At 59.1% G+C, this 22,321-nt stretch carries 28 protein-coding genes and 1 pseudogene; 17 read left to right on the top strand and 12 right to left on the bottom strand.

Annotated elements, in window-relative coordinates:
* Positions 1-102 precede the first annotated feature (102 nt).
* Positions 103-1,062 carry an aldo/keto reductase gene (locus tag FHX08_RS08805; protein ID WP_132651336.1) on the bottom strand — a complete coding sequence of 320 codons (960 nt, stop codon included), beginning with the start codon at positions 1,060-1,062 and terminating at the stop codon, positions 103-105.
* Between the two features lie 90 nt (positions 1,063-1,152).
* On the opposite strand from FHX08_RS08805, the pseudogene FHX08_RS31390 reads away from it, so the two are divergent.
* Both FHX08_RS31390 and FHX08_RS31855 read left to right on the top strand, forming a co-directional pair.
* Positions 1,153-1,697: pseudogene (locus tag FHX08_RS31390) on the top strand (AraC family transcriptional regulator); the annotation flags it as partial.
* A gap of 60 nt (positions 1,698-1,757) precedes the next feature.
* Positions 1,758-2,132, top strand: coding sequence for a helix-turn-helix domain-containing protein (locus FHX08_RS31855; protein ID WP_409527404.1), 375 nt, complete (start codon positions 1,758-1,760; stop codon positions 2,130-2,132).
* 66 nt (positions 2,133-2,198) lie between these two features.
* On the opposite strand, the gene radC is transcribed toward FHX08_RS31855, so the two are convergent.
* Together radC and map are read right to left on the bottom strand one after the other, a co-directional pair.
* The gene (gene radC / locus FHX08_RS08795; RefSeq protein WP_184327084.1) at positions 2,199-3,014 is read right to left on the bottom strand and encodes a RadC family protein; all 816 of its coding nucleotides are present in this window, start codon (positions 3,012-3,014) and stop codon (positions 2,199-2,201) included.
* Between the two features lie 8 nt (positions 3,015-3,022).
* On the bottom strand, positions 3,023-3,859 hold the full coding sequence (gene map, locus FHX08_RS08790; protein WP_184327083.1) for a type I methionyl aminopeptidase: 837 nt from the start codon (positions 3,857-3,859) through the stop codon (positions 3,023-3,025).
* 247 nt (positions 3,860-4,106) lie between these two features.
* Here map and FHX08_RS08785 point away from each other — a divergent pair, with 247 nt between their 5' ends.
* From FHX08_RS08785 to FHX08_RS08775, 3 genes are all read left to right on the top strand, one after another.
* Positions 4,107-4,766: a TetR/AcrR family transcriptional regulator gene (locus FHX08_RS08785; RefSeq protein WP_132651339.1), complete on the top strand. Its 660-nt coding sequence runs from the start codon at positions 4,107-4,109 to the stop codon at positions 4,764-4,766.
* Positions 4,767-4,886: 120 nt separating this feature from the next.
* Entirely contained in the window at positions 4,887-5,060 is a 174-nt protein-coding gene (locus FHX08_RS08780) for a hypothetical protein (RefSeq protein ID WP_165911824.1), read from the top strand.
* Positions 5,057-5,386 (top strand): DUF6105 family protein, encoded by a 330-nt coding sequence (locus FHX08_RS08775; RefSeq protein ID WP_132651340.1) that lies wholly within the window; start codon positions 5,057-5,059, stop codon positions 5,384-5,386. The genes FHX08_RS08780 and FHX08_RS08775 overlap by 4 nt, the downstream gene beginning before the upstream one ends.
* Here the strand turns inward: FHX08_RS08775 and ruvX are convergent.
* Entirely contained in the window at positions 5,326-5,817 is a 492-nt protein-coding gene (gene ruvX / locus FHX08_RS08770; RefSeq protein ID WP_132651341.1) for a Holliday junction resolvase RuvX, read from the bottom strand. The genes FHX08_RS08775 and ruvX overlap by 61 nt on opposite strands.
* A gap of 175 nt (positions 5,818-5,992) precedes the next feature.
* Between ruvX and FHX08_RS08765 the strand changes: the two genes are divergently transcribed.
* The 4 genes from FHX08_RS08765 (at position 5,993) to FHX08_RS08750 (ending at position 9,134) form a co-directional block, all read left to right on the top strand.
* Positions 5,993-6,697, top strand: a complete 705-nt coding sequence (locus tag FHX08_RS08765) for a metal-dependent hydrolase (RefSeq protein WP_132651342.1) — start codon at positions 5,993-5,995, stop codon at positions 6,695-6,697.
* Positions 6,698-6,822: 125 nt separating this feature from the next.
* Positions 6,823-7,110, top strand: a complete 288-nt coding sequence (gene gatC, locus FHX08_RS08760) for an Asp-tRNA(Asn)/Glu-tRNA(Gln) amidotransferase subunit GatC (RefSeq protein WP_132651343.1) — start codon at positions 6,823-6,825, stop codon at positions 7,108-7,110.
* A 59-nt stretch (positions 7,111-7,169) separates the two neighbouring features.
* A complete protein-coding gene (gatA, locus tag FHX08_RS08755; RefSeq protein WP_132651344.1) occupies positions 7,170-8,651 on the top strand; it encodes an Asp-tRNA(Asn)/Glu-tRNA(Gln) amidotransferase subunit GatA in 1,482 nt (493 codons plus the stop codon).
* A 207-nt stretch (positions 8,652-8,858) separates the two neighbouring features.
* Positions 8,859-9,134, top strand: coding sequence for a hypothetical protein (locus tag FHX08_RS08750; RefSeq protein ID WP_132651345.1), 276 nt, complete (start codon positions 8,859-8,861; stop codon positions 9,132-9,134).
* A 51-nt stretch (positions 9,135-9,185) separates the two neighbouring features.
* Here FHX08_RS08750 and FHX08_RS08745 read toward each other — a convergent pair whose 3' ends face one another.
* Positions 9,186-9,443: a YjhX family toxin gene (locus FHX08_RS08745; protein WP_132651346.1), complete on the bottom strand. Its 258-nt coding sequence runs from the start codon at positions 9,441-9,443 to the stop codon at positions 9,186-9,188.
* A gap of 319 nt (positions 9,444-9,762) precedes the next feature.
* Between FHX08_RS08745 and FHX08_RS08740 the strand changes: the two genes are divergently transcribed.
* The 6 genes from FHX08_RS08740 (at position 9,763) to FHX08_RS08715 (ending at position 13,953) form a co-directional block, all read left to right on the top strand.
* Positions 9,763-10,272 (top strand): GNAT family N-acetyltransferase, encoded by a 510-nt coding sequence (locus tag FHX08_RS08740; protein ID WP_132651347.1) that lies wholly within the window; start codon positions 9,763-9,765, stop codon positions 10,270-10,272.
* Between the two features lie 76 nt (positions 10,273-10,348).
* Positions 10,349-11,854, top strand: a complete 1,506-nt coding sequence (gatB, locus tag FHX08_RS08735; protein WP_132651348.1) for an Asp-tRNA(Asn)/Glu-tRNA(Gln) amidotransferase subunit GatB — start codon at positions 10,349-10,351, stop codon at positions 11,852-11,854.
* Positions 11,855-11,919: 65 nt separating this feature from the next.
* Positions 11,920-12,426, top strand: coding sequence for a GNAT family N-acetyltransferase (locus FHX08_RS08730; protein ID WP_132651349.1), 507 nt, complete (start codon positions 11,920-11,922; stop codon positions 12,424-12,426).
* A gap of 1 nt (position 12,427) precedes the next feature.
* Entirely contained in the window at positions 12,428-12,895 is a 468-nt protein-coding gene (locus FHX08_RS08725) for a GNAT family N-acetyltransferase (RefSeq protein ID WP_184327082.1), read from the top strand.
* Positions 12,896-12,998: 103 nt separating this feature from the next.
* The gene (locus FHX08_RS08720) at positions 12,999-13,394 is read left to right on the top strand and encodes an NADH:ubiquinone oxidoreductase subunit NDUFA12 (protein ID WP_132651351.1); all 396 of its coding nucleotides are present in this window, start codon (positions 12,999-13,001) and stop codon (positions 13,392-13,394) included.
* Positions 13,395-13,512: 118 nt separating this feature from the next.
* Positions 13,513-13,953, top strand: coding sequence for a DUF2155 domain-containing protein (locus tag FHX08_RS08715; protein ID WP_132651352.1), 441 nt, complete (start codon positions 13,513-13,515; stop codon positions 13,951-13,953).
* Between the two features lie 110 nt (positions 13,954-14,063).
* Here FHX08_RS08715 and FHX08_RS08710 read toward each other — a convergent pair whose 3' ends face one another.
* From FHX08_RS08710 to aroQ, 5 genes are all read right to left on the bottom strand, one after another.
* Positions 14,064-14,993, bottom strand: coding sequence for a DUF2167 domain-containing protein (locus FHX08_RS08710; RefSeq protein ID WP_132651353.1), 930 nt, complete (start codon positions 14,991-14,993; stop codon positions 14,064-14,066).
* 74 nt (positions 14,994-15,067) lie between these two features.
* Positions 15,068-15,685: a leucyl/phenylalanyl-tRNA--protein transferase gene (gene aat, locus FHX08_RS08705; protein WP_132651354.1), complete on the bottom strand. Its 618-nt coding sequence runs from the start codon at positions 15,683-15,685 to the stop codon at positions 15,068-15,070.
* 7 nt (positions 15,686-15,692) lie between these two features.
* A complete protein-coding gene (accC, locus tag FHX08_RS08700) occupies positions 15,693-17,045 on the bottom strand; it encodes an acetyl-CoA carboxylase biotin carboxylase subunit (protein WP_132651355.1) in 1,353 nt (450 codons plus the stop codon).
* Between the two features lie 10 nt (positions 17,046-17,055).
* The gene (accB, locus tag FHX08_RS08695; protein WP_132651356.1) at positions 17,056-17,532 is read right to left on the bottom strand and encodes an acetyl-CoA carboxylase biotin carboxyl carrier protein; all 477 of its coding nucleotides are present in this window, start codon (positions 17,530-17,532) and stop codon (positions 17,056-17,058) included.
* Positions 17,533-17,553: 21 nt separating this feature from the next.
* The gene (gene aroQ / locus FHX08_RS08690; protein ID WP_132651357.1) at positions 17,554-17,991 is read right to left on the bottom strand and encodes a type II 3-dehydroquinate dehydratase; all 438 of its coding nucleotides are present in this window, start codon (positions 17,989-17,991) and stop codon (positions 17,554-17,556) included.
* 402 nt (positions 17,992-18,393) lie between these two features.
* Here aroQ and FHX08_RS08685 point away from each other — a divergent pair, with 402 nt between their 5' ends.
* Both FHX08_RS08685 and FHX08_RS08680 read left to right on the top strand, forming a co-directional pair.
* Positions 18,394-19,062: a response regulator gene (locus FHX08_RS08685; protein WP_132651358.1), complete on the top strand. Its 669-nt coding sequence runs from the start codon at positions 18,394-18,396 to the stop codon at positions 19,060-19,062.
* Positions 19,052-20,452 carry a sensor histidine kinase gene (locus tag FHX08_RS08680; RefSeq protein WP_132651359.1) on the top strand — a complete coding sequence of 467 codons (1,401 nt, stop codon included), beginning with the start codon at positions 19,052-19,054 and terminating at the stop codon, positions 20,450-20,452. The genes FHX08_RS08685 and FHX08_RS08680 overlap by 11 nt, the downstream gene beginning before the upstream one ends.
* A gap of 103 nt (positions 20,453-20,555) precedes the next feature.
* On the opposite strand, the gene FHX08_RS08675 is transcribed toward FHX08_RS08680, so the two are convergent.
* Entirely contained in the window at positions 20,556-21,437 is an 882-nt protein-coding gene (locus tag FHX08_RS08675) for an ABC transporter permease (RefSeq protein WP_132651360.1), read from the bottom strand.
* 12 nt (positions 21,438-21,449) lie between these two features.
* A complete protein-coding gene (locus FHX08_RS08670) occupies positions 21,450-22,268 on the bottom strand; it encodes an ABC transporter ATP-binding protein (protein WP_132651361.1) in 819 nt (272 codons plus the stop codon).
* Between the last annotated feature and the right edge of the window lie 53 nt (positions 22,269-22,321).

The raw sequence follows: 22,321 nt of genomic DNA, 5'->3' as shown, positions 1-22,321 counted from the left end.
TGCTGTCTTGCTGTTGCGGAAACCGATGACCTGAAATAGCGGCCGGGCAGCTTCCCACGGGAAGCGGCCAGATCCGCACCTGCCGAGAGCGGCGGTCGAGGCTTAGACTTGCATCTCTTGCTCCCATAAGCCGCGCGTATTCACGTTTGCGGCATCAGCAAGAGCTTCCAGTTCCGCGATGTCGTCGCTGGTGAGCGTAATGCTGATGGCTCGGACCATACCATCGACATGATGGGGCTTAGTGACGCCGATGATCGGCGTCGTGCCCTTGGCGATGGCCCATGCAGTCGCGACATCGGGTGCTGCTGCACCCTGGCTCTCGCCGATCGAAGTGAGTTTATCCGTCAGGGCCTTCAACTGAGCCAGCATTCCATTGTAAATCTTCCCTCGGCTGCTGCCTTCCGGCAGCGGGTTCTCGGTGCTATACTTGCCGGTCAGCGCGCCTTGTTCCAGCACCATATAGGCGAAGAACGGAATGCCGCGGTTGCGGCAGTAATCCAGGATTCCGGCCTGCTCAGAGCTGCGGTAGAGAAGGCTATAGTGGTTCTGGATGGCTTCGACCCGGAATCCGGCTTCGCCCAGGATCCGGTCGGCGAGCTTGATTTCGCTCAGATTGTGATTCGAGACGCCGACATGTTTGACCTTCCCGCTCTTCAGCAACGGAATCAGGTGCGGCGTCCACCGCGGCACATCCGCTGGATTGTGAATCCAGTAAAGGTCGATGTAATCGGTGCCGAGGTTGGCCAGACTCTGTTCCAGCATGTCCGCCACCGGATCGTCGCCGGTTCCCGCGATCCGCGGGTTGAACTTCGTGGAGAGCTGGTAGTCCCTGCGGGCATAGCGCTTCAGTAGGTCTCCGAGTACGGTTTCTGAACGGCCCATGCCGTACACGAGGGCGGTATCCCACAAGGTAAACCCGGCCGCATGTGCCTTGTCCGCGAGCTCCTGCAGGCCAGCCTGCGTGAGGTTGCTGCCAAAGTAGCCGTCGCCAGTCTCGCCGCTGTCGCCCCAGGCCCAGGTGCCTAGCGCAACCGTGGGGGTCTTCAGACTATCCGATGTCATGTTCGCTCCATACTTGTTCTGCTACCCGGTTTGCTGTGACCCAGGCGCCGCTGACATTGTGGTGCGCGGCGACGCCGAGCCGTTAGCCTGATGCGCCAGAATTCCTGCCCAATCCTCCAGAAGCCGCGGTTTGCATTGCCGTCCTGCCACGCGCGTGCGATGGTCCTATTCATGGAAAAGCTCACAGAAATCGCGGCCGCAATTGTCCGGCACGTCTCGAAGGATGGCTTCCACGCCACACCCATCGAACGCGTGACGCTTGTTCGATCCTCCACGGTTACGATGCCGATGCCGAATGTTTACAGGCCGCAACTGTGCCTCGTCGTGCAGGGGCACAAGCAGGTCACGCTAGGCGACCGCGTCTTCAGTTATTCACCGGGGCGCTATGGGATCGTGACCCACGACCTGCCGGCGATAGGCCATGTGATCGAGGCGACTCCAGACAAGCCATATCTGTGCCTGTATCTCGATTTCGATCCGGTCATGCTGGGGAGTTGGCGTTGCGCGTGCCGCCGCCGCGGGGGGCGCCATCCCCGCCCATAGGCAAGACGGTGTCCGACGCCGGCACCGATCTGCTCGACGCGGTGCTACGCCTGCTGCGTCTGCTCGACAATCCAGCAGCGCTGCCTGTGCTCGGGCCGCTAGCCGAGCAAGAAATTCTCTATCATCTGCTCGCTGGCCCGGATGGCGCCAGAATGCGCCACATCACATCCGGCCAGGGCCGGGTGGCCCAAGTCGGCCGCGCCATCGCCTGGATCCAACAGAACTTCCGGAAACGGTTCAGCATCGAGCGGCTTGCCGCCGAAACAGGCATGAGTCCGTCGAGCCTGCATGAACATTTTCGTGCCGTGACGGCGATGACGCCGCTGCAATTCCAAAAGCAACTCAGGCTGCAGGACGCGCGCAGCCTTATGCTGGTTCAGGACTTCGACGTCACGACTGCCGCCTTCCACGTGGGTTACGAAAGCCCGTCGCAGTTCAGTCGCGAATATCGCCGCCATTTTGGAGAACCACCGGCGCGCGACATAGCCCGCTTGCGCGCTGCGCCGGGTTTGGCAGTGGTAGCTTGAATTCAGCCTCTCCGGATGAAGCTGGGGCAAACTCGGTGACAGTGCACGCGGTCCTCGCAACGTGTCTTACGAGAGCAGCCGCAGCGCCCTGAAGCTGACGTGGCCGTTCTTGCCGATGATAATGTGATCGTGAATGGCGATGCCCAGAGGCGCGGCCGTGTCGATGATCGTCTTCGTCATGTCGATATCGGCGCGCGACGGCGTCGGATCACCCGACGGGTGATTATGAACCAGAATCAGCGCCGTCGCCGAAAGCTCGAGTGCCCGCTTCACCACCTCGCGCGGATAGACAGGTGTATGGTCTACCGTTCCGCGCCCCTGCACCTCATCTGCAATCAGTGCGTTGCGCTTGTCGAGGAAGAGAATACGGAACTGCTCGCGCGCTTCATGCGCCATGGCCGCATGACAATATTGGATGACCGACGACCAGGAAGAAAGCACCTCCTTGCCCTTGAGCTCGCTCTTCAATGTACGGTGGGCGATTGTTGAGATCAGCTTCAGGTCGAGCGCCACGGTCTCTCCGACGCCCTTTACTTCCTGCAGCAGTGCTATCGGTGCGCCGAACACACCCGATAGCGAGCCGAAGCGCTCGATCAGTGCCTTGGCGATCGGTTTCGTGTCCCGGCGCGGGATCAGTCGGAAAAGCAGGAGTTCGAGGATTTCGTAATCGGCAAGCGCCGCATCACCGTGTTCGCGAAAGCGGCTGCGCAGCCTCTCGCGGTGGCCGTGATAATGCTCTTCCTTCGCAGGCTGCGCGGGCAGGGCGCTCTTCTTGCCGATGGCGGGTTTTGCGAAAAATGCCCGTTCGTCGATGACGACATCCTCATCCACGTTCAAAGGCAATTCATCATCGCCGGTCTGCGGAACGGGGCCTTTCGCCATTGATGATGTCACCTGTTGAGCGGCGGCAGGCCGGGCCGGTCGAGACCGGCAGGCGAAAGCGTAAAGATCTCGCAACCGTTCGCAGTGACGCCGACCGTGTGTTCGTACTGCGCCGAAAGCGAGCGGTCGCGCGTCACGGCGGTCCAGCCGTCTGCCAGCACCTTCACATGCGGCCGCCCGAGATTGATCATCGGCTCGATGGTAAAGATCATGCCTTCGCGCATTTCCGGCCCTTCATTGGCGCGGCCGTAATGCAGGATATTCGGCGAATCGTGGAAGAGGCGGCCGACACCATGGCCGCAGAAATCGCGCACGACCGAGCAACGCTCGGCTTCAGCATAGGTCTGGATCGCTTCGCCGATCGCACCGGTGCGTGCGCCAGGGTGGACTGCGGCGATCCCGCGCATCAGCGATTCATAGGTCACTTCCAGCAGACGTTCGGCAGCACGCTTGATCTGCCCGACCGGATACATCCGGCTCGAATCCCCATGCCAGCCATCGACGACGAAGGTCACATCGATGTTGACGATATCACCTTCGCGCAGCGGCTTGTCATCGGGAATGCCGTGACAGACGACGTGGTTGATCGAAGTACACGTGGACTTCGTGTAGCCGCGATAGTTCAGCGTTGCCGGATAGGCGCCATGATCCATGCCGAATTCGAAAACGAAGCGGTCGATTTCATTGGTTGCGAGGCCGGGCTTGACGACATCGGCGAGCGCATCGAGGCAACGTGCGGTCAATTGGCACGCGTTGCGCATCCCCTCGAATGCTTCAGTTCCATAAAGCCTGATGGCGCCGGTATTTTTCGGTGGCGCGATTGCGGCTTCGATATAATTTACCATAGCAAGGCCTTAGCAGAAATTGTCGTCTCTTTTCATAATGCAGCTACGCCGGGTTCGTCCATCGCGATCAACCGCATGGGTAAGATTTCTCGGGCGCACTATACCGGATGAATAATGCCGCCAGGCCCCCGGCCAGCGTCAGCACAGTAGTGTACCATCAATATCCACAGTCTTCTCAATTAGATAGGATTGTAGGCGGAAAATTCCACTGGTACTCACCGATTGGTGACAGACCGGGGTTGACCGAATGCTGAATGAAACTGCCGTGGCCGCACTCGAACAGACGAATGCCGCTGAGCCCGAAAAGCGTATCCGTGACAGAAGCGCCACGGAACGTGCCATCCTGAAGGCCGCCAAGAACCTGCTGGCCGAAGAGGGTTTCCAGAATTTCGGCATCAATGCCGTTGCACGCCGCGCCGGCTGTGACAAGCAGCTCATCTACCGCTATTACGGTGGTCTTGATGGTCTCGTAGACGCGATAGGCACCGATCTCGGCAACTGGGTCAAGGACCGCATCCCCGAAGATACCGGCGGCATGTTCCTCTTGACCTATGGTGATCTCATGGAGCGCCTGTCGCTGCTTTTCCTGCAAGCGCTCCGCGACGATCCGCTGATGCGCCGCATCGTCGCCTGGGAGGTGTCCGAAAATACCGAACAGGTCAAGCGTCTTTCAGAAGCGCGTTCGAAGGCGCTGGGCCAGTGGCTCGATCGCATGCGTGGTTCGCTGACGCCGCCGAAGGGCGTCGATACCGCCGCCGTCAACGCGCTGATCTTCGCTTCTATACAGCATCTCGTGCTCGCCGCCGCAGCCGGCGGGCAATGCGCCGGTCTGGTCCTGAAGAACGGCAAGGACTGGGAGAAGGCGGCAGGTGCGTTGAAGCGGTTGGTGCGCGGCGTTTACGGCTGAACAATCCACAGCCGGCGTCTGCCTGTTAACCTTAACAAATGGTTTACATTGCGTGGTCAGGGGTAACCGGCCAGTGTGGTCCTCAGTAGAAATGTAACGAGTGTGGACCCGAGTTCAGCCATGGGAACCAAAATCGCCAGAACCGCGTTGCTTGTCGCGGCGATGATGTTTTTCGCTGTGCTGGCGCTGGATATTGCCGTGCCCGCGCTCGTTCTCTGCATCATGGCATCGTCGGTCTGGCTCGTTTCTCTTGATATGCCGGTCCTGCGCAAGCACGAAGGAGAGGCCGCATGAAGTGGTTTCTGATCTTCTGGGCCGGTCCGATCGTCTTCCTGGCGGGCTGGTATTGGCTTTCCTATTACGATCTGAACTTCGGCATCTTCATGCTGACGCGGCAGGTCCACGACCTGACCTTCCAGGTTTACGGCAAGGTGCTCGGCCTGCCGCCGGAGGAAATTCCGCCACTGGTTGCCCGCGCCATCGCCGTCGACAGCCTCGTCGTCTTCGCCATCATGGGCTTCCGCAAACGCCATCGGATTTCGGCATGGTGGAAGGCACGTCACGCCTCGGTGTCGTCCGCCGATCTCGCCAGCAAGGAAAGCCTGTCGAGCGCTCCTTGAAGAATGAAGCTCGCAGCCGCCGAATCGATACGTTCGGCGCGTTTTGCCCGCGAAACATCCATTTCCAGCAGGGCCCGTTCTGCCGCGACCGTCGATAGCCGCTCATCCCAATAGACAAAGGGAAGAGCGGTCTTCTGCTCCATGTTACGCACGAAGGCGCGCGTGGCCTGCACTCGCGGCCCCGCTGATCCATCCATGTTCATGGGCAGGCCGATCACGAAGGCCGCGACCTTCTCTTTCGCGGCGAAGGCCAGCAGGGTCTCGGCATCGATTGCGAATTTCTCGCGTCTGATGACCGGACGCGGTGTCGCGAAGCGGCGCCCGAGATCGGACATGGCAAGCCCGATGGTCTTCGTGCCGAGATCGAGGCCGGCGATTGCCTGTCCGGGGCCGAGCGTTCCGGCCAGTTCCTCGATCGTCAGCACCGTCATTACCGTGTCATCCCGTCAAAAGAAATTGAAGTTCCTGCCGCTTTTCTTTGCGGCCATATCGGCTATGTCCTTAGAGCAATTCCAGAAAAAGTGCGAAGCGGTTTCCGACCGGGACTGCTTTAAACCAGTCCGACCCCGAAATCGTCTTTTGCATCACGTAATAAAGGAGACTTTCATGAAGATCACCTGGCTCGGCCATTCTGCTTTCCGTATCGAGACAAAAGCCGCCAAAATCCTGATCGATCCCTTCCTGACCCATAATTCGTCCTTTGCCGGTCAGGACATCAAGGATGTGACCAACGGCATCACCCATATCCTGCTTACTCATGGCCATGGCGATCATCTCGGTGATACGGTGCTGATCGCCAAAGAGACCGGCGCCGTCGTTCTCGCCAACGCCGATCTCGCTTCCTGGCTCGGCACCAAGGGTGTCGGGAAGCTGGAAATGGGCAATACCGGCGGCACGGTCTCGCTCGACAGCTTTACCGCGACCTTCACCAATGCGCTGCATTCCTCCGCTCAGATGACGGAGGATGGAGTCTCTCATTCGCTCGGCAACGCGAACGGCCTGATGCTGCATTTCGACGATGAACCGAGCCTTTTCCATATGGGCGATACAGATATCTTCTCCGACATGGCGCTGATCGACGAACTGCATCAGCCGGATATCGGTATCGTGCCGGTCGGCGACCGCTTCACCATGGGCGGCGCGGTGGCGGCTCTTGCCTGCCAGCGCTACTTCAACTTCAAGACCGCTGTTCCCTGCCACTACGGAACTTTCCCGATTATCGACCAGACGCCGGAAAAGTTCATAGCCGGCATGGAAGCATCGAAGACGCAAGTAAAGGCGCCGAAGCCCGGCGAAAGCCTGCTGCTCTGATGCGCAACTCCTCGAATCCAGGTCGATTTGAGGGGAGGAATTCTGCGCTGCCGAAAAGGCAAACCCGTTGCACAGGACGGACATGGTCTTTATAGCGATAGGAAAATTCCTATCCGGAGTATGCCATGTCCGTCGATCTCGCCACCGTTAAGCGCGTCGCGCGCCTTGCCCGCATTGCCGTCTCGGAAGAAGAGGCAAATCGCATGGTCGGTGAATTGAATGGCATCCTCGGCTTTGTCGAGCAGCTTTCCGAGGTAAATGTCGAAGGCGTCGAGGCCATGACCTCGGTGACGCCGATGGAAATGAAGAAGCGCGCCGATGTCGTCGATGACGGCAACAAGGCTGCCGATATCGTTGCCAATGCCCCCGTGAGCGACCACAATTTCTTCCTGGTGCCGAAAGTCGTCGAATAAGGCTTTGACCGCCTCTTTCCGACCCCTGTTGCCATTTCCAGATCTGAAGCGAAAACACGATGAGCGAACTTACCAGCCTGACCATTGCCGAAGCCCGCCAAAAGCTGCGCGCCAAGGAAATCACCGCAACCGAATTGACCGAAGCCTATATTTCGGCGATCGACGCGGCCAATGGCCAGCTCAACGCCTACATCAAGGTCACGCCGGACCTTGCGCGCGTCATGGCGAAGAATTCCGACGAGCGCATCGCGGCTGGCAAGGCAGGCGATCTCGAAGGCATTCCGCTGGGCATCAAGGACCTGTTCGCAACAGTCGGCGTGCATACCCAGGCCTGCAGCCATATTCTCGATGGTTTCGAGCCGCGCTACGAATCGACCGTGACCCAGAACCTCTGGGACGACGGCGCCGTCATGCTCGGCAAGCTGAACATGGACGAGTTTGCGATGGGCTCCTCTAACGAGACCTCGCATTATGGCGCTGTCATCAACCCCTGGCGTGCCGCTGGCTCGAACCAGCAGCTGGTACCTGGCGGTTCTTCCGGCGGTTCGGCTGCAGCCGTTGCCGCCCATCTCTGCGCCGGCGCCACCGCGACCGATACTGGCGGCTCGATCCGCCAGCCTGCAGCATTTACCGGGACCGTCGGCATCAAACCTACTTACGGTCGCTGCTCGCGCTGGGGCACGGTTGCCTTCGCTTCCTCGCTCGATCAGGCCGGCCCGATTGCCCGCGACGTTCGCGACGCAGCAATCCTGCTGAAATCGATGGCAAGCGTCGATGCCAAGGATACGACCTCGGTTGATCTGCCGGTTCCGGATTACGAAGCTGCCATCGGCCAGTCGCTGAAGGGCATGAAGATCGGTATTCCCAACGAATATCGCGTCGACGGCATGCCGGACGAGATCGAGGCCATCTGGCAGCAGGGCATTGCCTGGTTGAAGGATGCCGGCGCCGAAATCGTCAACATCTCGCTGCCGCACACCAAATATGCGCTGCCGGCCTATTATATCGTGGCACCCGCTGAGGCTTCTTCGAACCTCGCCCGTTATGACGGTGTTCGCTATGGTCTACGCGTCGACGGTAAGGACATCGTCGACATGTATGAGAAGACACGTGCCGCCGGCTTCGGCCAGGAAGTCAAGCGCCGTATCATGATCGGCACCTATGTTCTGTCCGCCGGTTACTACGACGCCTATTACCTGCGCGCCCAGAAGGTGCGCACCCTAATCAAGCGCGACTTCGAACTCGCCTTCGATGCCGGTGTCGACGCCATCCTGACTCCGGCGACCCCATCGTCTGCTTTCGGCGTTGCCGACGAGAACCTGGCTTCCGATCCGGTGAAGATGTACCTGAACGACATCTTCACAGTCACGGTCAACATGGCCGGGCTGCCCGGCATTGCCGTTCCCGCCGGCCTCGATCACAAGGGTCTGCCGCTCGGCTTGCAGCTCATCGGCAAGGCTTTCGACGAGGAGACGCTCTTCAAGACTGCCCATGTTATCGAACAGGCGGCTGGCAAGTTTACGCCGGCCAAGTGGTGGTAGCAAGCCTAACGATCCGTAGAGATTGCTGACGCCGACCAGAAGATGGTCGGCGTTGTTGATTCTGCTGATGAACGCTACGCGTTCGCTTCTCAACACGGCGGATTGATGAACGACATCATCAATCTCCGCGACTGAAGAAAAGCGGGCGCCGTCTCGGATTTCGAGGCGGCGACTGTTATAGAATGAGGACTTTGCAGGGAGGGCCTCATGCCGAAACAGGATCTTGCGCGGTTGATCGAGGCCTTTGATCGCCTCGCGGCCAAAGGTTTCAAAATGGGTGCGGAGTGGGAGGCAGTTCATGAGATCTGCCAGAACCACGAGGGCGAACAGCGGTTCGACTGGGGGCATGCACTCTGTCATCGGGTCGAAGGTGACGACTGGAATGCCGGCTACTGGTATCGCCGCGCCGGCAAGACGATCGGCACCGGCACGATCGCGGAAGAGTGGGCAGCGATGCGCACAGAACTTTCGGAAAAGCTTTGAAATCGCCTTGGCCGCGCAACGATTTCGTCACGCGGCCAGGTTCTTGTCATTCTATCGATTATCGAGTTGCGACCTGACCAGCTGCAGCCCTCTTTCGGTAATCCGATAAGGCTGGCCGGCAGATGACTTGATCGCCTTCAGCCGCTTCAGCCTGCGGAAAAGCTCCAGACCGAAGCCAGGATAGACCCAGCCATCACGGGTGAAGCAGCTCACCGTTTCAATCTTCTTGTTGTCGTCGCGGGTAATTTCGATACGGCCACCCTGGGCCATAAGGTGCAGGATGCGCTGTTCTGCGCGCGAGATGTCCATTGCTGTTGATCCGGAAACGCGCCTCCATGGAGGCGCACGAAAACGATTTGGCGATCGGGCTTAGCCGATACGCCGCGGCTTCGTTTTTCAGGCCCATGCACGCGAGGCTGTGCTCGCGGGCAGGGCCTTTACCGGGACTCAGACAGGTTAGACATAAAACACCTCTGGCGTGGTTTTTATCATCAGCCGCAGTCCGGTCAAGCGGAAGGCAGGATTTGAAAAGCCGCGGATAAATGCGCTTTGGCTCGATATCTCATTGGAGGGACTGGAAAGTTGCCCGACTCAATGGTCTACTCCCTGTTGTAGAGCGGAGATGCCATTGATCCACATTCGCAATGCCCGCGAAGGCGAAACGGAACTCTTGAGTGAAATCGGCTTGCGAGCCTGGCAAAGAGCGATGGCATTGATCGGTGAATCGGACGCCATGACGGACGGAGCCCGCAGCGCTTTCCGGACCTTTGTGGACAATAATTGGCTGACCGTCACCGTCATCGAGCAGAACGGACAGGTTGCCGGTTGGGCTGCGCGCGAAGGGCTGGACGAGACGATTTCCGATTTCTGGATCGACCCGACCTTCAACCGACAGGGGCTGGGCACTGCGCTGCTGGAGCGCATCGAGACCGATATTTTCGAGCAAGGTTTCGAGAAAGCGGCGATGCAGACCCATTCGGGAAATTCCGAGGCAATCGCCTTCTTCCAGAAGCATGGTTACGCGATCCACTGGCTCTCGGTCGCCTACAATCCGAAGCTGGACCGTGACGTGCCCTCTGTAGGGCTCACGAAACATCTCGGCCCGCAGGAACCGGAAGCCTATGGTCCCGGTTTCTAACCGCTGAAAGCCTTGCACCGGCAAGCCATTTCCTTTACCTCACCAGTTGAAAAGAACAGCCTTCGAAGAGCATCTCATGACCATTGTCGACGTTCGCACGCCTGATCCGAAACGTTATATCCCCGGCGCCACCGGCGATTGGGAAGTCATCATCGGTATGGAAGTCCATGCCCAGGTGCTCTCCAATTCCAAGCTGTTTTCCGGCGCTTCGACGGAATTCGGTCGGCCGCAGAATTCGAACGTATCGCTCGTCGACGCTGCCATGCCCGGCATGCTGCCCGTCATTAACGAGGAATGTGTCAAGCAGGCAGTGCGCACCGGCCTCGGTCTGAAGGCGCAGATCAACAAGCGCTCAGTCTTCGATCGTAAGAACTATTTCTATCCGGACCTGCCGCAGGGCTACCAGATCTCCCAGTATAAGGACCCGATCGTCGGCGAAGGCAAGATTGTGATCTCGCTCGGCCCGGATCGTCAGGGCCAGTTCGAGGATATCGAAATCGGCATCGAGCGCCTGCATCTGGAACAGGATGCCGGCAAGTCGATGCACGACCAGCATCCGACCATGTCCTATGTGGATCTCAATCGTTCCGGCGTGGCACTGATGGAAATCGTCTCCAAGCCGGATATGCGCAGCTCCGACGAGGCCAAGGCCTACATGACGAAGCTGCGCTCCATCGTGCGGTATCTCGGCACCTGCGACGGTAACATGGACGAGGGCTCCATGCGCGCCGACGTCAACGTCTCGGTGCGCCGCCCGGGCGAGCCTTTCGGCACGCGCTGCGAAATCAAGAACGTCAACTCTATCCGCTTCATCGGTCAGGCGATCGAATTCGAAGCCCGTCGGCAGATTGGTATTCTCGAGGATGGGGGCACGATCGATCAGGAAACCCGCCTGTTCGACGCAAACAAGGGCGAGACGCGTTCCATGCGTACCAAGGAAGATGCGCATGACTATCGCTATTTCCCCGATCCGGACCTTCTGCCGCTCGAATTCGATGACGCCTTCATCAGCGATCTCGCCCAGCATCTGCCGGAACTGCCTGACGACAAGAAGGAGCGTTTCGTTCGCGAGCTCGGACTCTCGATCTACGATGCCTCCGTGCTCGTCTCGGAAAAGGCGATTGCCGATTACTTCGAGGCCGTTGCCGAAGGTCGCGACGGCAAGACGGCTGCCAACTGGGTCATCAACGATTTGCTCGGCGCCCTGAATCGAACCGGAAAGGATATCGAGGAAACGCCGGTTTCTCCGGCCCAGCTCGGTGCCATCATCGACCTCATCAAGGCCGAGACCATCTCCGGCAAGATCGCCAAAGATGTTTTCGAGATCATTCTCAACGAATGCGGTGACCCTGCGGAGATCGTCGAAAGCCGCGGCCTGAAGCAGGTGACGGATACAGGCGCGATCGAAAAGGCCGTCGACGAGATCATCGCGGCCAACCCGGATCAGGTCGCCAAGGTCAAGGCGAAACCGACGCTTGCCGGCTGGTTCGTCGGTCAGGTCATGAAGGCGACCGGCGGCAAGGCCAACCCGCAGGCGGTGCAGGCCCTCGTCAAGGCCAAGCTCGGTATCGAGGAAGAATAGTCGACGACCGCTCGGTTGAACGGCGCGAAGCGGTTTCGGGATACTGATGCCGCAAGGAGAAGGTCTTGGTTTATTTCGTCCGTACGGCCAGCGAGCGCGATCTGGAAAAAGTCCGCGCCCTGCTGGTCGAGAGTTTCCATGCTGTCTATGACGCCGGCCATGGCGTCGCAAAAGTTAACGAACTCGTTGCCAATCTCTTTTCGCCGGCGGCTCTGAAGGCGCGGCTCACGAAGAAAAATGCCGAATTCCTCGTTGCCGACGACGGCCGGGATATCGGCGGCATGGGTTATGCAGCGATGTCATCCGAGATGACGAAGACAGTCATGCTGCACCTTCTCTATGTGAAGCCGGATTTGCAGCGCCAGGGCATCGGCCGCGATATCTTCGCCGAGCTCGAAACCTGCTTTCCGGATGCCGAGATCATGCGGCTGGAAGTGGAGGTTCAGAATCACGAAGCCGTCCATTTCTACACACGGCTCGGTTTCGTCGAAGCCGGCCGCAACGAGAACAGCGGTCCCGGCCAATCCGGTATTCCGACGCTGGTTTTCGAAAAGGCGCTCGAGCTCCACTGATATGACATTCGGTGACATCATCATCCGCCAGGCGCGTGAAGCCGATCTGCAGGCTTTGATCGCCATGTTTGCTGCCGATCCGCTCGGTGGCCATGGGGATACGACCGATCCAGAGGCCTATCCGGAATACGCCCGCGCCTTTGCGGCGATCGCAGCCTCGCCCGATCGGATGCTTTATGTCGCCGAACGGGATGGTGATGTCGTCGGCACCTTTCAGACAATTGTCACCACCTCGCTCAACGCGCGCGGTTCATCCGCCATGATCATCGAGGCCGTGCAGACCCGGGCTGATATGCGGGGGCAGGGCATCGGTGCTCAGATGATCGAATTTGCCATTGCCGAGGCGAAAAGTCGCGGCGTGCGGCTCGTCCAGCTGACATCGAATGCAGTGCGTAAGGACGCCCATCGTTTCTATGAAAGGCTGGGTTTCAAACCGTCGCATCTCGGTTTCAAGATGGCTCTGAAATGACCCGAGTTTAGGCGGGAATCACTGGACAATTCGGCTTGGCGGCGGCATAAGCGGAAAAGCCTATCTGCTTTCGTCCGCGTCCTGCGGCCACGAGGATAAAGACATGATGAAGTTCCTTCTGCACACCTTCACCTGGTGGAACAACTACACTTTTGGCACGCTGTTCGCCCTTCGCGGTTTCAAGCGCGTCGGTGAAGACGAGTTCGGCAATGTCTATTATGAAGGCGGTCTTTCCTCTTACGGCCTGCCGAAGCGTTGGGTGATCTACAAGGGTTATGCGGAGGCCTCCGCCATTCCTCCGGGCTGGCATGGCTGGATGCATCACCGCACCGACGTTCCGCCGTCGAAGGAAAATTACGTTGCCAGGGAATGGCAGAAGCCGCACCGCGCGAACCCGACGGGTTCGCCGCAGGCTTACCGCCCTCCGGGTTCTCTGGCTGCGACCGGCGAACGTCCGCGCGTAACCGGCGACTACGACGCGTGGACGCCGGGCAACTGAGCATCAAGCATTGGATTGCGGGGGCCCGCCCCGCGCTTTGGCCACAATTGACCTTTACCCGCAGGGTGGCCGCAATTGCTGCGGCCATGAACCTGATACGTGCTGGAGACGGGTAGATATGAAGCTTTCCCTGCGAAACATGGTCCTGCCGGCTGCGGGAACTGTATCGCTGTTGGCGCTTTCCGCCGGGCTTCTTTCCACTCCGGCAAACGCGGCTCGCATCGACAATCCAGTCGCAGTCTTCTCCGGCCTGGACAAGATCACTGGGCGTATCACAACCTTCGACGTCTATGTCAACGAAACGGTCCAGTTCGGCGCCCTGCAGGTGACGCCGAAGGCCTGTTATTCGCGCGACCAGTCGGAAGCCCAGAAGATTGACGGTTTCGTCGAAGTCGATGAGATCACGCTGGACCGCAAGATCCGCCGAATCTTTACGGGCTGGATGTTTGCCGACAGCCCCGGCCTTAACGCCGTCGAGCATCCGATCTACGACGTGTGGCTGAAGGATTGCAAGCAGAACTCAGATGTCCCTCCGCCGGATAGCGCCGGCGTAAAGTAAAAGCGGAGGCGCGGCATCAGCCACTTTCGGCCCAAGATATTTCGGCGAGATGATCGGCGGGCCGCGTTTCGCACGACACCTGTTCAATGCGACACACCACAGGCTGTAATTTATGCGTTGGGCGTTTTCTTGCCCGTAAAGAGCCTCTTCACAAAGCTCACCGCGCCGCCGAATACCACAAATACCAGGATCCACGCCTTTTTGAGGAAGGCAGCAGCGATTGCCAGCAGACCGACCTTTGCTGCAACCTTGGCACCGGCGCCTGCTGCGATCATCCCCGCCATCCCGTAGGCAGCGATCTTGTCGCCATCCACGTGATCGTTATAGGCCATTCCCTTGTCAAACTGCACGAGCTTCGTCACGGAAGGAATGGCAGTCTCGATCTCTTTCAGCTGTTCGAGGCCCGCAACGAAATCGAACTGAAATACGCCTTCACGGCCCAGCGTGCGAACGGAATAGTTCAGCGTATGCTGCGCGTTTCCGTTCTCATTGAACAGCAGATCGCGCGCCCAGTGCAAGGCATGCGCGGACTGGTCGTAATGCGGGGCAGAGGCCCACCCGAAGAGGGTAACTGTGGGAAAGCCCTGCTTCTGTCGCTCGGCATTTTTCTCGGCGATCGAATCCTTGATGTTCTGCAGCAGCTCATCATAATCGATCGTCTGTGCGTCGGCATCCGACACGTAGCCATCTGCGCTGTATTCGATCACCGAACCCCATGCGCCAGCCTCAGTCGGGGCATATTGTGCAGGAAATAACATACCGAGCGCATCAGCAGCCGACCCCGGAGGGTTTCCCCAGATATCGACGAGCACCGTCTTCGTATCTTCGGAGCTGAGGTAATAAAAGCCAGCGGGGACGTTCAGTGTCGCCTTGGCAGCCGGCAGCCTGATCGCTCCTTGCTGGAAATCGAGCTTTCCCAGAACCTGCTTTTCCTCATCGGAAAAATCGGTCTTGTTCGGAAACATTTCCCGGTAGGGGCGGGCATTGGCCACGCTGGCAACCAGGGCGAAAAGCAGTGCTGCCGCAAAATATCGCTTCAAAATTCCATCCTCCAATGTATTTCGACCTTAATCAGTTCGACCGAAAAATCAACGTAAGGATGAAATATTCAACCTTAAAACTGCAGGTGCGGTGATTCCATCGCCTCGGCGAGCAGCAGAGCATAATCCGCCTTGGGCACGTCGATTGCTCCGAACGTCTTCAGATGCTCTGTCGTGAATTGCGTGTCGAGCAGCGTGAAGTGCTTTTCTCGCAGACGCTCTACCAGATGAACGAGACAGATCTTCGAAGCATCGGTTCGCCGTGAAAACATGCTCTCTCCGAAGAAAGCCGAACCAAGCGAAACGCCGTAGAGCCCGCCGACGAGTTCTTCATCGTCCCAGGCTTCGACCGAATGGGCGTGCCCCATTCGATGCAGGGCAGAATAGAGGGTCTTGATGGTTTCGTTGATCCAGGTGCTCGGACGATCGGATGTCTCCTGTGCGCAAGCAACAATGACAGCATCGAAATCGCTGTTGAAGCGGATATCGAATGGCTTCCGACGGATCGTCTTTCGAAGGCTTTTGGAAACGTGAAAACGCTCGTCGAGCGGCAAGACACCGCGGACATCAGGTTCGACCCAGAAGATCTCAGGGTCGTCTGCGGATTCGGCCATTGGGAAGAGGCCAATCGAATAGGCGCGCAGGAGAATCTCAGGGGTAATGCCCGGTGATTTCCTGCGCACTCCCGCCATTCCTGTCCTATGCCGCCGGCTTGCTGTCCTCGAGATACTTTTCCAGCCAATGGATATCGTAGTCGCCATTGGCGATATCTTGGTTGGAAACGAGATCCTGGAACAGTGGCAGCGTTGTCTTGATCCCGTCAACGACAAATTCATCGAGCGCACGGCGTAGTCGCATCATGCATTCGACGCGTGTACGACCATGGACGATCAGCTTGCCGATGAGGCTGTCGTAATAAGGCGGAATCTTATAGCCCTGATAGGCGCCCGAATCGATGCGTACGCCAAGGCCACCCGGTGCGTGGAAATGTGTGATCGTGCCGGGCGAGGGCACGAAGGTGCGTGCATCCTCGGCATTGATACGGCATTCGATGGCATGGCCATGGAAGTTTACTTCATCCTGCGTGACCGAAAGACCGCCGCCGGAGGCGACACGGATCTGCTCATGCACGAGATCGATGCCGGTGATCGCTTCCGTTACTGGATGCTCCACCTGCAGACGGGTGTTCATTTCGATGAAATAGAACTCGCCATTTTCATAGAGGAATTCGATAGTCCCGGCACCGCGATATTTCAATTTCTTCATGGCGTCGGCGCAGATCTGGCCAATCTTCATGCGCTGTTCAACATTGAGGGCAGGAGAATTTGCCTCTTCCCAGACCTTCTGGTGACGGCGCTGGAGCGAGCAGTCGCGTTCGCCGAGATGGATCGCATTGCCCTCGCCATCGCCGAATACCTGGATTTCGATATGGCGGGGCTTTTCGAGGTACTTTTCCATATACACGGCGTCATTGCCGAAAGCGGCAAGCGCTTCCGTGCGGGCCGTCGACCAGGCCACGATCAGATCTGCTTCGGTCTTGGCAACCTTCATGCCGCGCCCGCCACCGCCGGCCGTCGCCTTGATCAGCACCGGATAGCCGATCAGAGCAGCCGTCTTCAGCGCATCCTCCTCGGTCTTCACTTCACCGTCGGAGCCCGGAACGACTGGAATGCCGAGTTCCAACGCGGTGGTCTTGGCAGTGATTTTGTCGCCCATGATGCGGATATGTTCAGCCGTCGGGCCGATGAAGGTGATGCCGTGGGCTTCGAGAATATCGGCGAACTTGGCATTTTCCGACAGGAACCCGTAGCCCGGATGCACGGCGTCAGCGCCGGTGATTTCGCACGCCGCGACGATCTGATGGATGTTGAGATAGCTTTCGCGCGACGGCGGCGGGCCGATGCACACACTTTCGTCGGCAAGGCGCACATGCATGGCATCTGCATCGGCCGTCGAATGCACGGCCACGCTTGCAATGCCGAGCTCCTTGCAGGCGCGCAGCACGCGAAGGGCGATCTCGCCGCGGTTGGCTATGAGGATCTTCGAGATCATGGCTGAAGCCTTATTCGATGACGACGAGCGGCTGGCCGTATTCGACGGGCGAACCGTCTTCGACGAGGATTTCCGTGACCTTGCCGGACTTCGGCGAGGGGATCTGGTTCATCGTCTTCATCGCTTCGATGATGATCAGCGTCTGGCCCTCCTTGACCGTGGCGCCGACTTCGATGAACGGGCTCGCGCCGGGAGCCGGTGCCATATAGGCTGTGCCGACCATCGGCGCGTTGACCGTGTTCGCCGGGTTACGGCCTGCCGTCGCAGCCGGGGCAGCCGCCGTAGCCGGAGCTGCTGCAACCGCAGCCGGCGCTGCATAGGCAGGGCCTGCGATCGGCGCCTGGATATACTGGGTCGTGCCTGCACGCGAAACGCGGATACGCAGATCTTCCTGCTCGACCTCGATCTCAGTTAGATCCGTGTCCTTCAGGATGTTGGCAAGATCGCGGATCAGTGCCTGATCGATACCGGATTTCTTTTCAGCCATGAGTGTTGCCCTGTCTTCTTTTTATGCTGTGATGTTCTTCAGCGCGTTGAGCGCCAGGATGTAGCTGTAAGGCCCAAAGCCGCAGATTACGCCCTTGCACGCCGGCGCGATCATTGACTTGTGGCGGAATTCCTCCCGAGCATGCACGTTCGATATATGCAGCTCGATGACGGGAATGGAAATGGCGCGGATAGCATCATGTAGCGCGACCGACGTGTGCGTATAGGCGCCCGCATTGATGGCAACGCCGACGGCCTTTTCATCCGCTTCGTGGAACCAGTCCACAAGCGTGCCCTCGTGATTGCTTTGGCGGAAATCGATGTCGAAACCGAGTTCGCGGCCTGCGGCCTTGCAGTCCGTCTCAATGTCCTTGAGCGTCTTGCCGCCATATATGCCAGGTTCTCGTTTGCCCAGCATATTCAGGTTGGGCCCGTTCAGGACAAAAATCGTTTGCGTCATCGAATGTTCCGTTTGGCGCACCGGCTCTGGATCCTCTCTGGATCAGGCAACCGTCACGCGGTTCACTGTATTCATCGTGCCCTGTGGCAGCCTCTCGGCGGCAAAGGCACGGGAATGCGCGAGCGCCACCTATAGACTCCGCGCGGGCTTATTGAAAGCCCTTACAGAATCGGCAGCAAACCTCGGGCTATGTTTGTCCACATGGCTGAAACGCTTCGATTCAGGCGAATTGATGAGCGCTCCCCGAAGCGTTCGTTGGGAGAGGTTTGGCAATGCGATCTGTTGAACTGGGTGGGAGGGGCCATCGCCGGATACTTCCTGGCGGCGAGGCAATCGTGCATCCGGTTCGAACGGCGAAGCTCCGAGCTTCAGCACACTGCTTCCGCGTGCTAAGGAGAACGAATGAGACTGCTCGTGGTGGAGGACAACAAGGATCTTGCGGCCTGGCTGGGTAAAGCCCTGCGGCAGGCACAGTATGCGGTCGATATTGCCCATGACGGCGAGGACGCCGAGCATATGCTGAAGGTGGCCGAATACTCCGCGATGATCCTCGATCTTTCGCTGCCGAAGCTTGACGGACTGACGCTCTTGAAAAGGCTGAGGCAATCAGGCAGCAAGTTGCCGGTCATTATCCTCACGGCGAATGCGAGCCTGGATGGCCGTGTGAGTGGGTTGGACAGCGGCGCCGACGATTATCTCGCCAAGCCTTTCGAGATCGCGGAGCTTGAAGCACGGATCCGTGCGGTCGTACGCCGCGGGCAGGACCGGGCATCGTCCGAGATCGTCATCGGCGATTTGCTTTTCTCGGGAGGCACGCGGCAGTTTTTCGTCGCGGGCGAGCCTTTGCAACTGACGCCGCGGGAATATGGCGTCCTTGAACAGCTTGTGATGAAGGCAGGTACTACCGTTTCCAAAGCCGCTCTGTCCGAAGGCGTGTTCGGTTTCGATGATGAGGCTGACCCGAGCGCCATCGAGATATACGTCCATAGGCTTCGAAAAAAGCTTGAAGGCAGCTCGGTTCAGATCGCAACTTTGCGCGGGCTTGGTTACTTGCTCAGATATGTCCAGTAGCTTGCTCCAGAAGGTCGGTGCGACCGTCGTTCAACTCAGCAAAAGTCTTCGGGTGCAACTGCTCTGCTGGGTTCTGCTCACCTTGTTCGGAGCTATTGGTTTCAATCTCTACGACAGCTTCTGGACGGCGGATGCGACGGCAAAGCTCGTTACAGATCGGACGCTCCTGGCTTCGGCCCGCGCGATCGCAGAGGCTGTCCGTGTCGATGAGGGTGGGAACACGCAGGTGGACGTACCGCCTGCCGCGCTCGAAATGTTCGATACCGGCTTTGGCGATCGTGTTTTCTATCAGGTCATAACGCCATGGGGCAGCCTGGTGAGCGGCTTTCCCGACATGCCGTTGCCGGCTATCCAGCGTGTCGGCGAGGATCGAATATTCCACGGCGCCGACGTCCGTATCATGATGCTCGACCATCCGGTCGTCGGCCTGCCGGGCGATGGCGCAATCTCCGTTACGGTCGCGGTCACGCACAATAGCCAGTACGCCATGCGACGGCAGCTCTGGCTTTCCGATTTCTCGAAACAGTTCATCCTCGTCTTCGTCGCGAGCCTCGTCACCATACTCGGGCTTCAAAGGGGCCTTGCCCCGGCCCTCAGGCTAAGGGATGCCGTGCGCGAGCGCGGCCGCAATCGCCTTGATCCCCTGCCGCCCGAGATGGTGCAGACGGAGCTCCAACCGCTGGTCCACGCGTTGAACGATCATATGGAGCGCGTCCAGGGCCAAATGGCGGCGCAACGCCGGTTCGTGTCGAATGCCGCTCATCAGCTGCGTACACCTCTCGCGCTGATATCGACGCAGGCAAGTGTTGCCGCACGCGAGAAGGATGCCGATCGCCGCGATGAGGCGCTTGCCGCCCTGCGCGATAGCACCAGGCAGATTTCGCGTCTCGCAAGCCAGCTTCTGACCTTGTCGCGCGCAGAACCGGGAAGCCGCCGGCCGCGGGCCGACGCGACCGATTTGAGCAGGGCGGCTCGCGAAATCCTGGAGGTGTATGCCGAGGAGGCGCTGAGGCGTTATATCGATGTAGGTCTCGAAGCAGACGGCCCTGTCGTCGTTGAAGGCGACGGGACGATGTTGCGCGAAATGCTGGTCAACCTCATCGACAATGCGATCCGGTATACTCGCCCGAACGGCCGGGTCACCGTTGCGGTGAGACAGGCGGACGGGCAGGCGATCGTCACGGTCGAAGACAATGGACCGGGCATTCCGGAGGCCGAGCGTGCGCAGGTCTTCGAGCGATTCTACCGGATCATCGGGACAGAAGCCGAGGGGAGCGGTCTCGGTCTTTCCATCGTTCGCGAAGTTGTCGATGGTGCTGGCGGTAATGTCACGCTCTCGGAAGCCGACGGCGGCGGTCTCGTCGTTACCGTGCGACTCCCGATCAAATGAAGCCAAGCCTGAAAAACAACCGAGTCAGAAATGAAAGAAGGCCGGGCAACTACTAGCCCGGCCTTCGCTTCGTTCGATCTGCCTTGGGAGGACGACGATCGTTTTACTGCGTGTCTATGTGTTGTTGCGGACGCCATTTCGCAAGACGGTTCTCGATCAGCGTCATGATGAACTCGGCAAAGAGCGTGACGACCATGACAAGTAGGATCGCTGCGAACATGCCGGCCGCGTCGAACGTGCCCTTGGCGATCGAGATGAGCTGGCCGATGCCGAAGCGGGCACCGACGAATTCGCCGACGATTGCGCCGATGATGGCGAAGCCGAAAGAAACGTGCAGGCTTGCAAATATCCAGCTCATCGCCGAGGGAATGACGACCGTACGCGTGACCTGCCAGTCGGAAGCACCAAGGATTCGTGCATTGGCGATCATGTTGCGGTCGGCTTCTCGCACGCCCTGGAAGGCGTTCGCAAAGACGACGAAAAAGACCATGATGAAGGCGAGCGCCACCTTGGACGGCAGGCCCAGACCCATGATCATGATGAAAATCGGCGCAAGCACGACGCGCGGGATCGAGTTGATGGCCTTGATGTAGACGGAGAAGATATCCGACAGGAAACGGTTGCGGCCGAGGCCGATACCGACGAAGACGCCGGTGATCGAGCCCGCGAAGAAGCCGATCAGCGCCTCTTCCATCGTCACCCAAAGATTATACCAGAGTGAGCCTTCCGTCGTGCCTTCGGTCGCCCATTCGTAAAGGCGTTGAAGCACGCCGCTTGGGCTGGAATAGAAGAACGGATCGATCCACTGCATGTTGGAAGAGAGCTCCCACATGCCGATGACGAAGACCAGGATAGCGATCTGCCAGAAGCGCACGAGCGTGTTGCGCCGGCGTATCGCTTTCATTGCGGAGGCTTCGATCTCGGCATCTGAGGTGCCCGGGCGAAACAGGGTGGCCGAACCGGCCTCGAAAGTCGTGTGTGCCATGATATCCTCCCGTCAAGCCGCTTCGCTTGCGCGGCGGTAGCTGGTTTCGACCTCTTCGCGCAGGTCCTCCCAAATCGTCTTGCAGTAGTCGATGAAGCTCTGCTCGTAGCGGATCTCCGAAACGACGCGTGGGCGGGGAAGATCGATCGGGTAGACCGACTTGACCGTGGCAGGGCCAGCAGTGAGTACATAGACCTTGTCAGCAAGCGCCACGGCCTCTTCGAGGTCGTGGGTGACGAAGACCACGGAAGCCTTGCGTTCGGCCCAGAGCTTCAGCAGTTCTTCATGCATGACCGTGCGGGTCTGCACGTCGAGCGCCGAGAAGGGCTCGTCCATCAGTAGGATTTCCGGCTCATTGATAAAGGTCTGCGCCAGCGAGACCCGCTTGCGCATGCCGCCTGACAGCTGATGGGGGTAGTGATGGAGGAACTTCGAAAGACCGACGCGGGCGAGCCAATCGCGGGCGCTTTTTTCTGCCTCGGTGCGCGACTTGCCGCGAAACAGCGGGCCGGCCATGACGTTCTCGATGACGTTCTTCCAGGGAAAGAGCGCATCCGTCTGGAAGGCAAAGCCGACACGCGGGTCGATGCCGGTGATCGGTCCGCCCATGAGGCGAACTTCGCCGGCCGAGGGGCGGGCGAGGCCTGTCACGAGATTGAGCGTCGTCGATTTGCCGCAGCCGGTCGGGCCTACGACGGCGACGAACTCGCCACGGGCAACTGTCATGTTGAAATCACGCAAGGCTGTCAGCGACTTGCCGGTTGGCGAGACGAAACGACGGCTGACATTGATCAGCTCGATCGCCGGAATCTGGTTGTTGTCCTGTTGCATGGTGAAACCTGAGGCGTGCTTTCAGGGCGCGTGCACGCGATGCCCATGATCGA

Origin of the sequence: Rhizobium sp. BK529 (assembly GCF_014194105.1) — a bacterium.
Classification (GTDB): domain Bacteria; phylum Pseudomonadota; class Alphaproteobacteria; order Rhizobiales; family Rhizobiaceae; genus Rhizobium.
Note: the sequence above shows the minus strand (reverse complement) of the source record. Positions and strands in the feature narration are given on the sequence as shown.

Coding starts and splice junctions, on each gene's coding strand:
- FHX08_RS08805 (WP_132651336.1), bottom strand. CDS start 1,062: ATGACATCGGATAGTCTGAAGACCCCCACGGTTGCGCTAGGCACCTGG.
- FHX08_RS31855 (WP_409527404.1), top strand. CDS start 1,758: ATGCGCCACATCACATCCGGCCAGGGCCGGGTGGCCCAAGTCGGCCGC.
- radC (WP_184327084.1), bottom strand. CDS start 3,014: ATGGCGAAAGGCCCCGTTCCGCAGACCGGCGATGATGAATTGCCTTTG.
- map (WP_184327083.1), bottom strand. CDS start 3,859: ATGGTAAATTATATCGAAGCCGCAATCGCGCCACCGAAAAATACCGGC.
- FHX08_RS08785 (WP_132651339.1), top strand. CDS start 4,107: ATGCTGAATGAAACTGCCGTGGCCGCACTCGAACAGACGAATGCCGCT.
- FHX08_RS08780 (WP_165911824.1), top strand. CDS start 4,887: ATGGGAACCAAAATCGCCAGAACCGCGTTGCTTGTCGCGGCGATGATG.
- FHX08_RS08775 (WP_132651340.1), top strand. CDS start 5,057: ATGAAGTGGTTTCTGATCTTCTGGGCCGGTCCGATCGTCTTCCTGGCG.
- ruvX (WP_132651341.1), bottom strand. CDS start 5,817: ATGACGGTGCTGACGATCGAGGAACTGGCCGGAACGCTCGGCCCCGGA.
- FHX08_RS08765 (WP_132651342.1), top strand. CDS start 5,993: ATGAAGATCACCTGGCTCGGCCATTCTGCTTTCCGTATCGAGACAAAA.
- gatC (WP_132651343.1), top strand. CDS start 6,823: ATGTCCGTCGATCTCGCCACCGTTAAGCGCGTCGCGCGCCTTGCCCGC.
- gatA (WP_132651344.1), top strand. CDS start 7,170: ATGAGCGAACTTACCAGCCTGACCATTGCCGAAGCCCGCCAAAAGCTG.
- FHX08_RS08750 (WP_132651345.1), top strand. CDS start 8,859: ATGCCGAAACAGGATCTTGCGCGGTTGATCGAGGCCTTTGATCGCCTC.
- FHX08_RS08745 (WP_132651346.1), bottom strand. CDS start 9,443: ATGGACATCTCGCGCGCAGAACAGCGCATCCTGCACCTTATGGCCCAG.
- gatB (WP_132651348.1), top strand. CDS start 10,349: ATGACCATTGTCGACGTTCGCACGCCTGATCCGAAACGTTATATCCCC.
- FHX08_RS08725 (WP_184327082.1), top strand. CDS start 12,428: ATGACATTCGGTGACATCATCATCCGCCAGGCGCGTGAAGCCGATCTG.
- FHX08_RS08720 (WP_132651351.1), top strand. CDS start 12,999: ATGATGAAGTTCCTTCTGCACACCTTCACCTGGTGGAACAACTACACT.
- FHX08_RS08715 (WP_132651352.1), top strand. CDS start 13,513: ATGAAGCTTTCCCTGCGAAACATGGTCCTGCCGGCTGCGGGAACTGTA.
- aat (WP_132651354.1), bottom strand. CDS start 15,685: ATGGCGGGAGTGCGCAGGAAATCACCGGGCATTACCCCTGAGATTCTC.
- accC (WP_132651355.1), bottom strand. CDS start 17,045: ATGATCTCGAAGATCCTCATAGCCAACCGCGGCGAGATCGCCCTTCGC.
- accB (WP_132651356.1), bottom strand. CDS start 17,532: ATGGCTGAAAAGAAATCCGGTATCGATCAGGCACTGATCCGCGATCTT.
- aroQ (WP_132651357.1), bottom strand. CDS start 17,991: ATGACGCAAACGATTTTTGTCCTGAACGGGCCCAACCTGAATATGCTG.
- FHX08_RS08685 (WP_132651358.1), top strand. CDS start 18,394: ATGAGACTGCTCGTGGTGGAGGACAACAAGGATCTTGCGGCCTGGCTG.
- FHX08_RS08680 (WP_132651359.1), top strand. CDS start 19,052: ATGTCCAGTAGCTTGCTCCAGAAGGTCGGTGCGACCGTCGTTCAACTC.
- FHX08_RS08675 (WP_132651360.1), bottom strand. CDS start 21,437: ATGGCACACACGACTTTCGAGGCCGGTTCGGCCACCCTGTTTCGCCCG.
- FHX08_RS08670 (WP_132651361.1), bottom strand. CDS start 22,268: ATGCAACAGGACAACAACCAGATTCCGGCGATCGAGCTGATCAATGTC.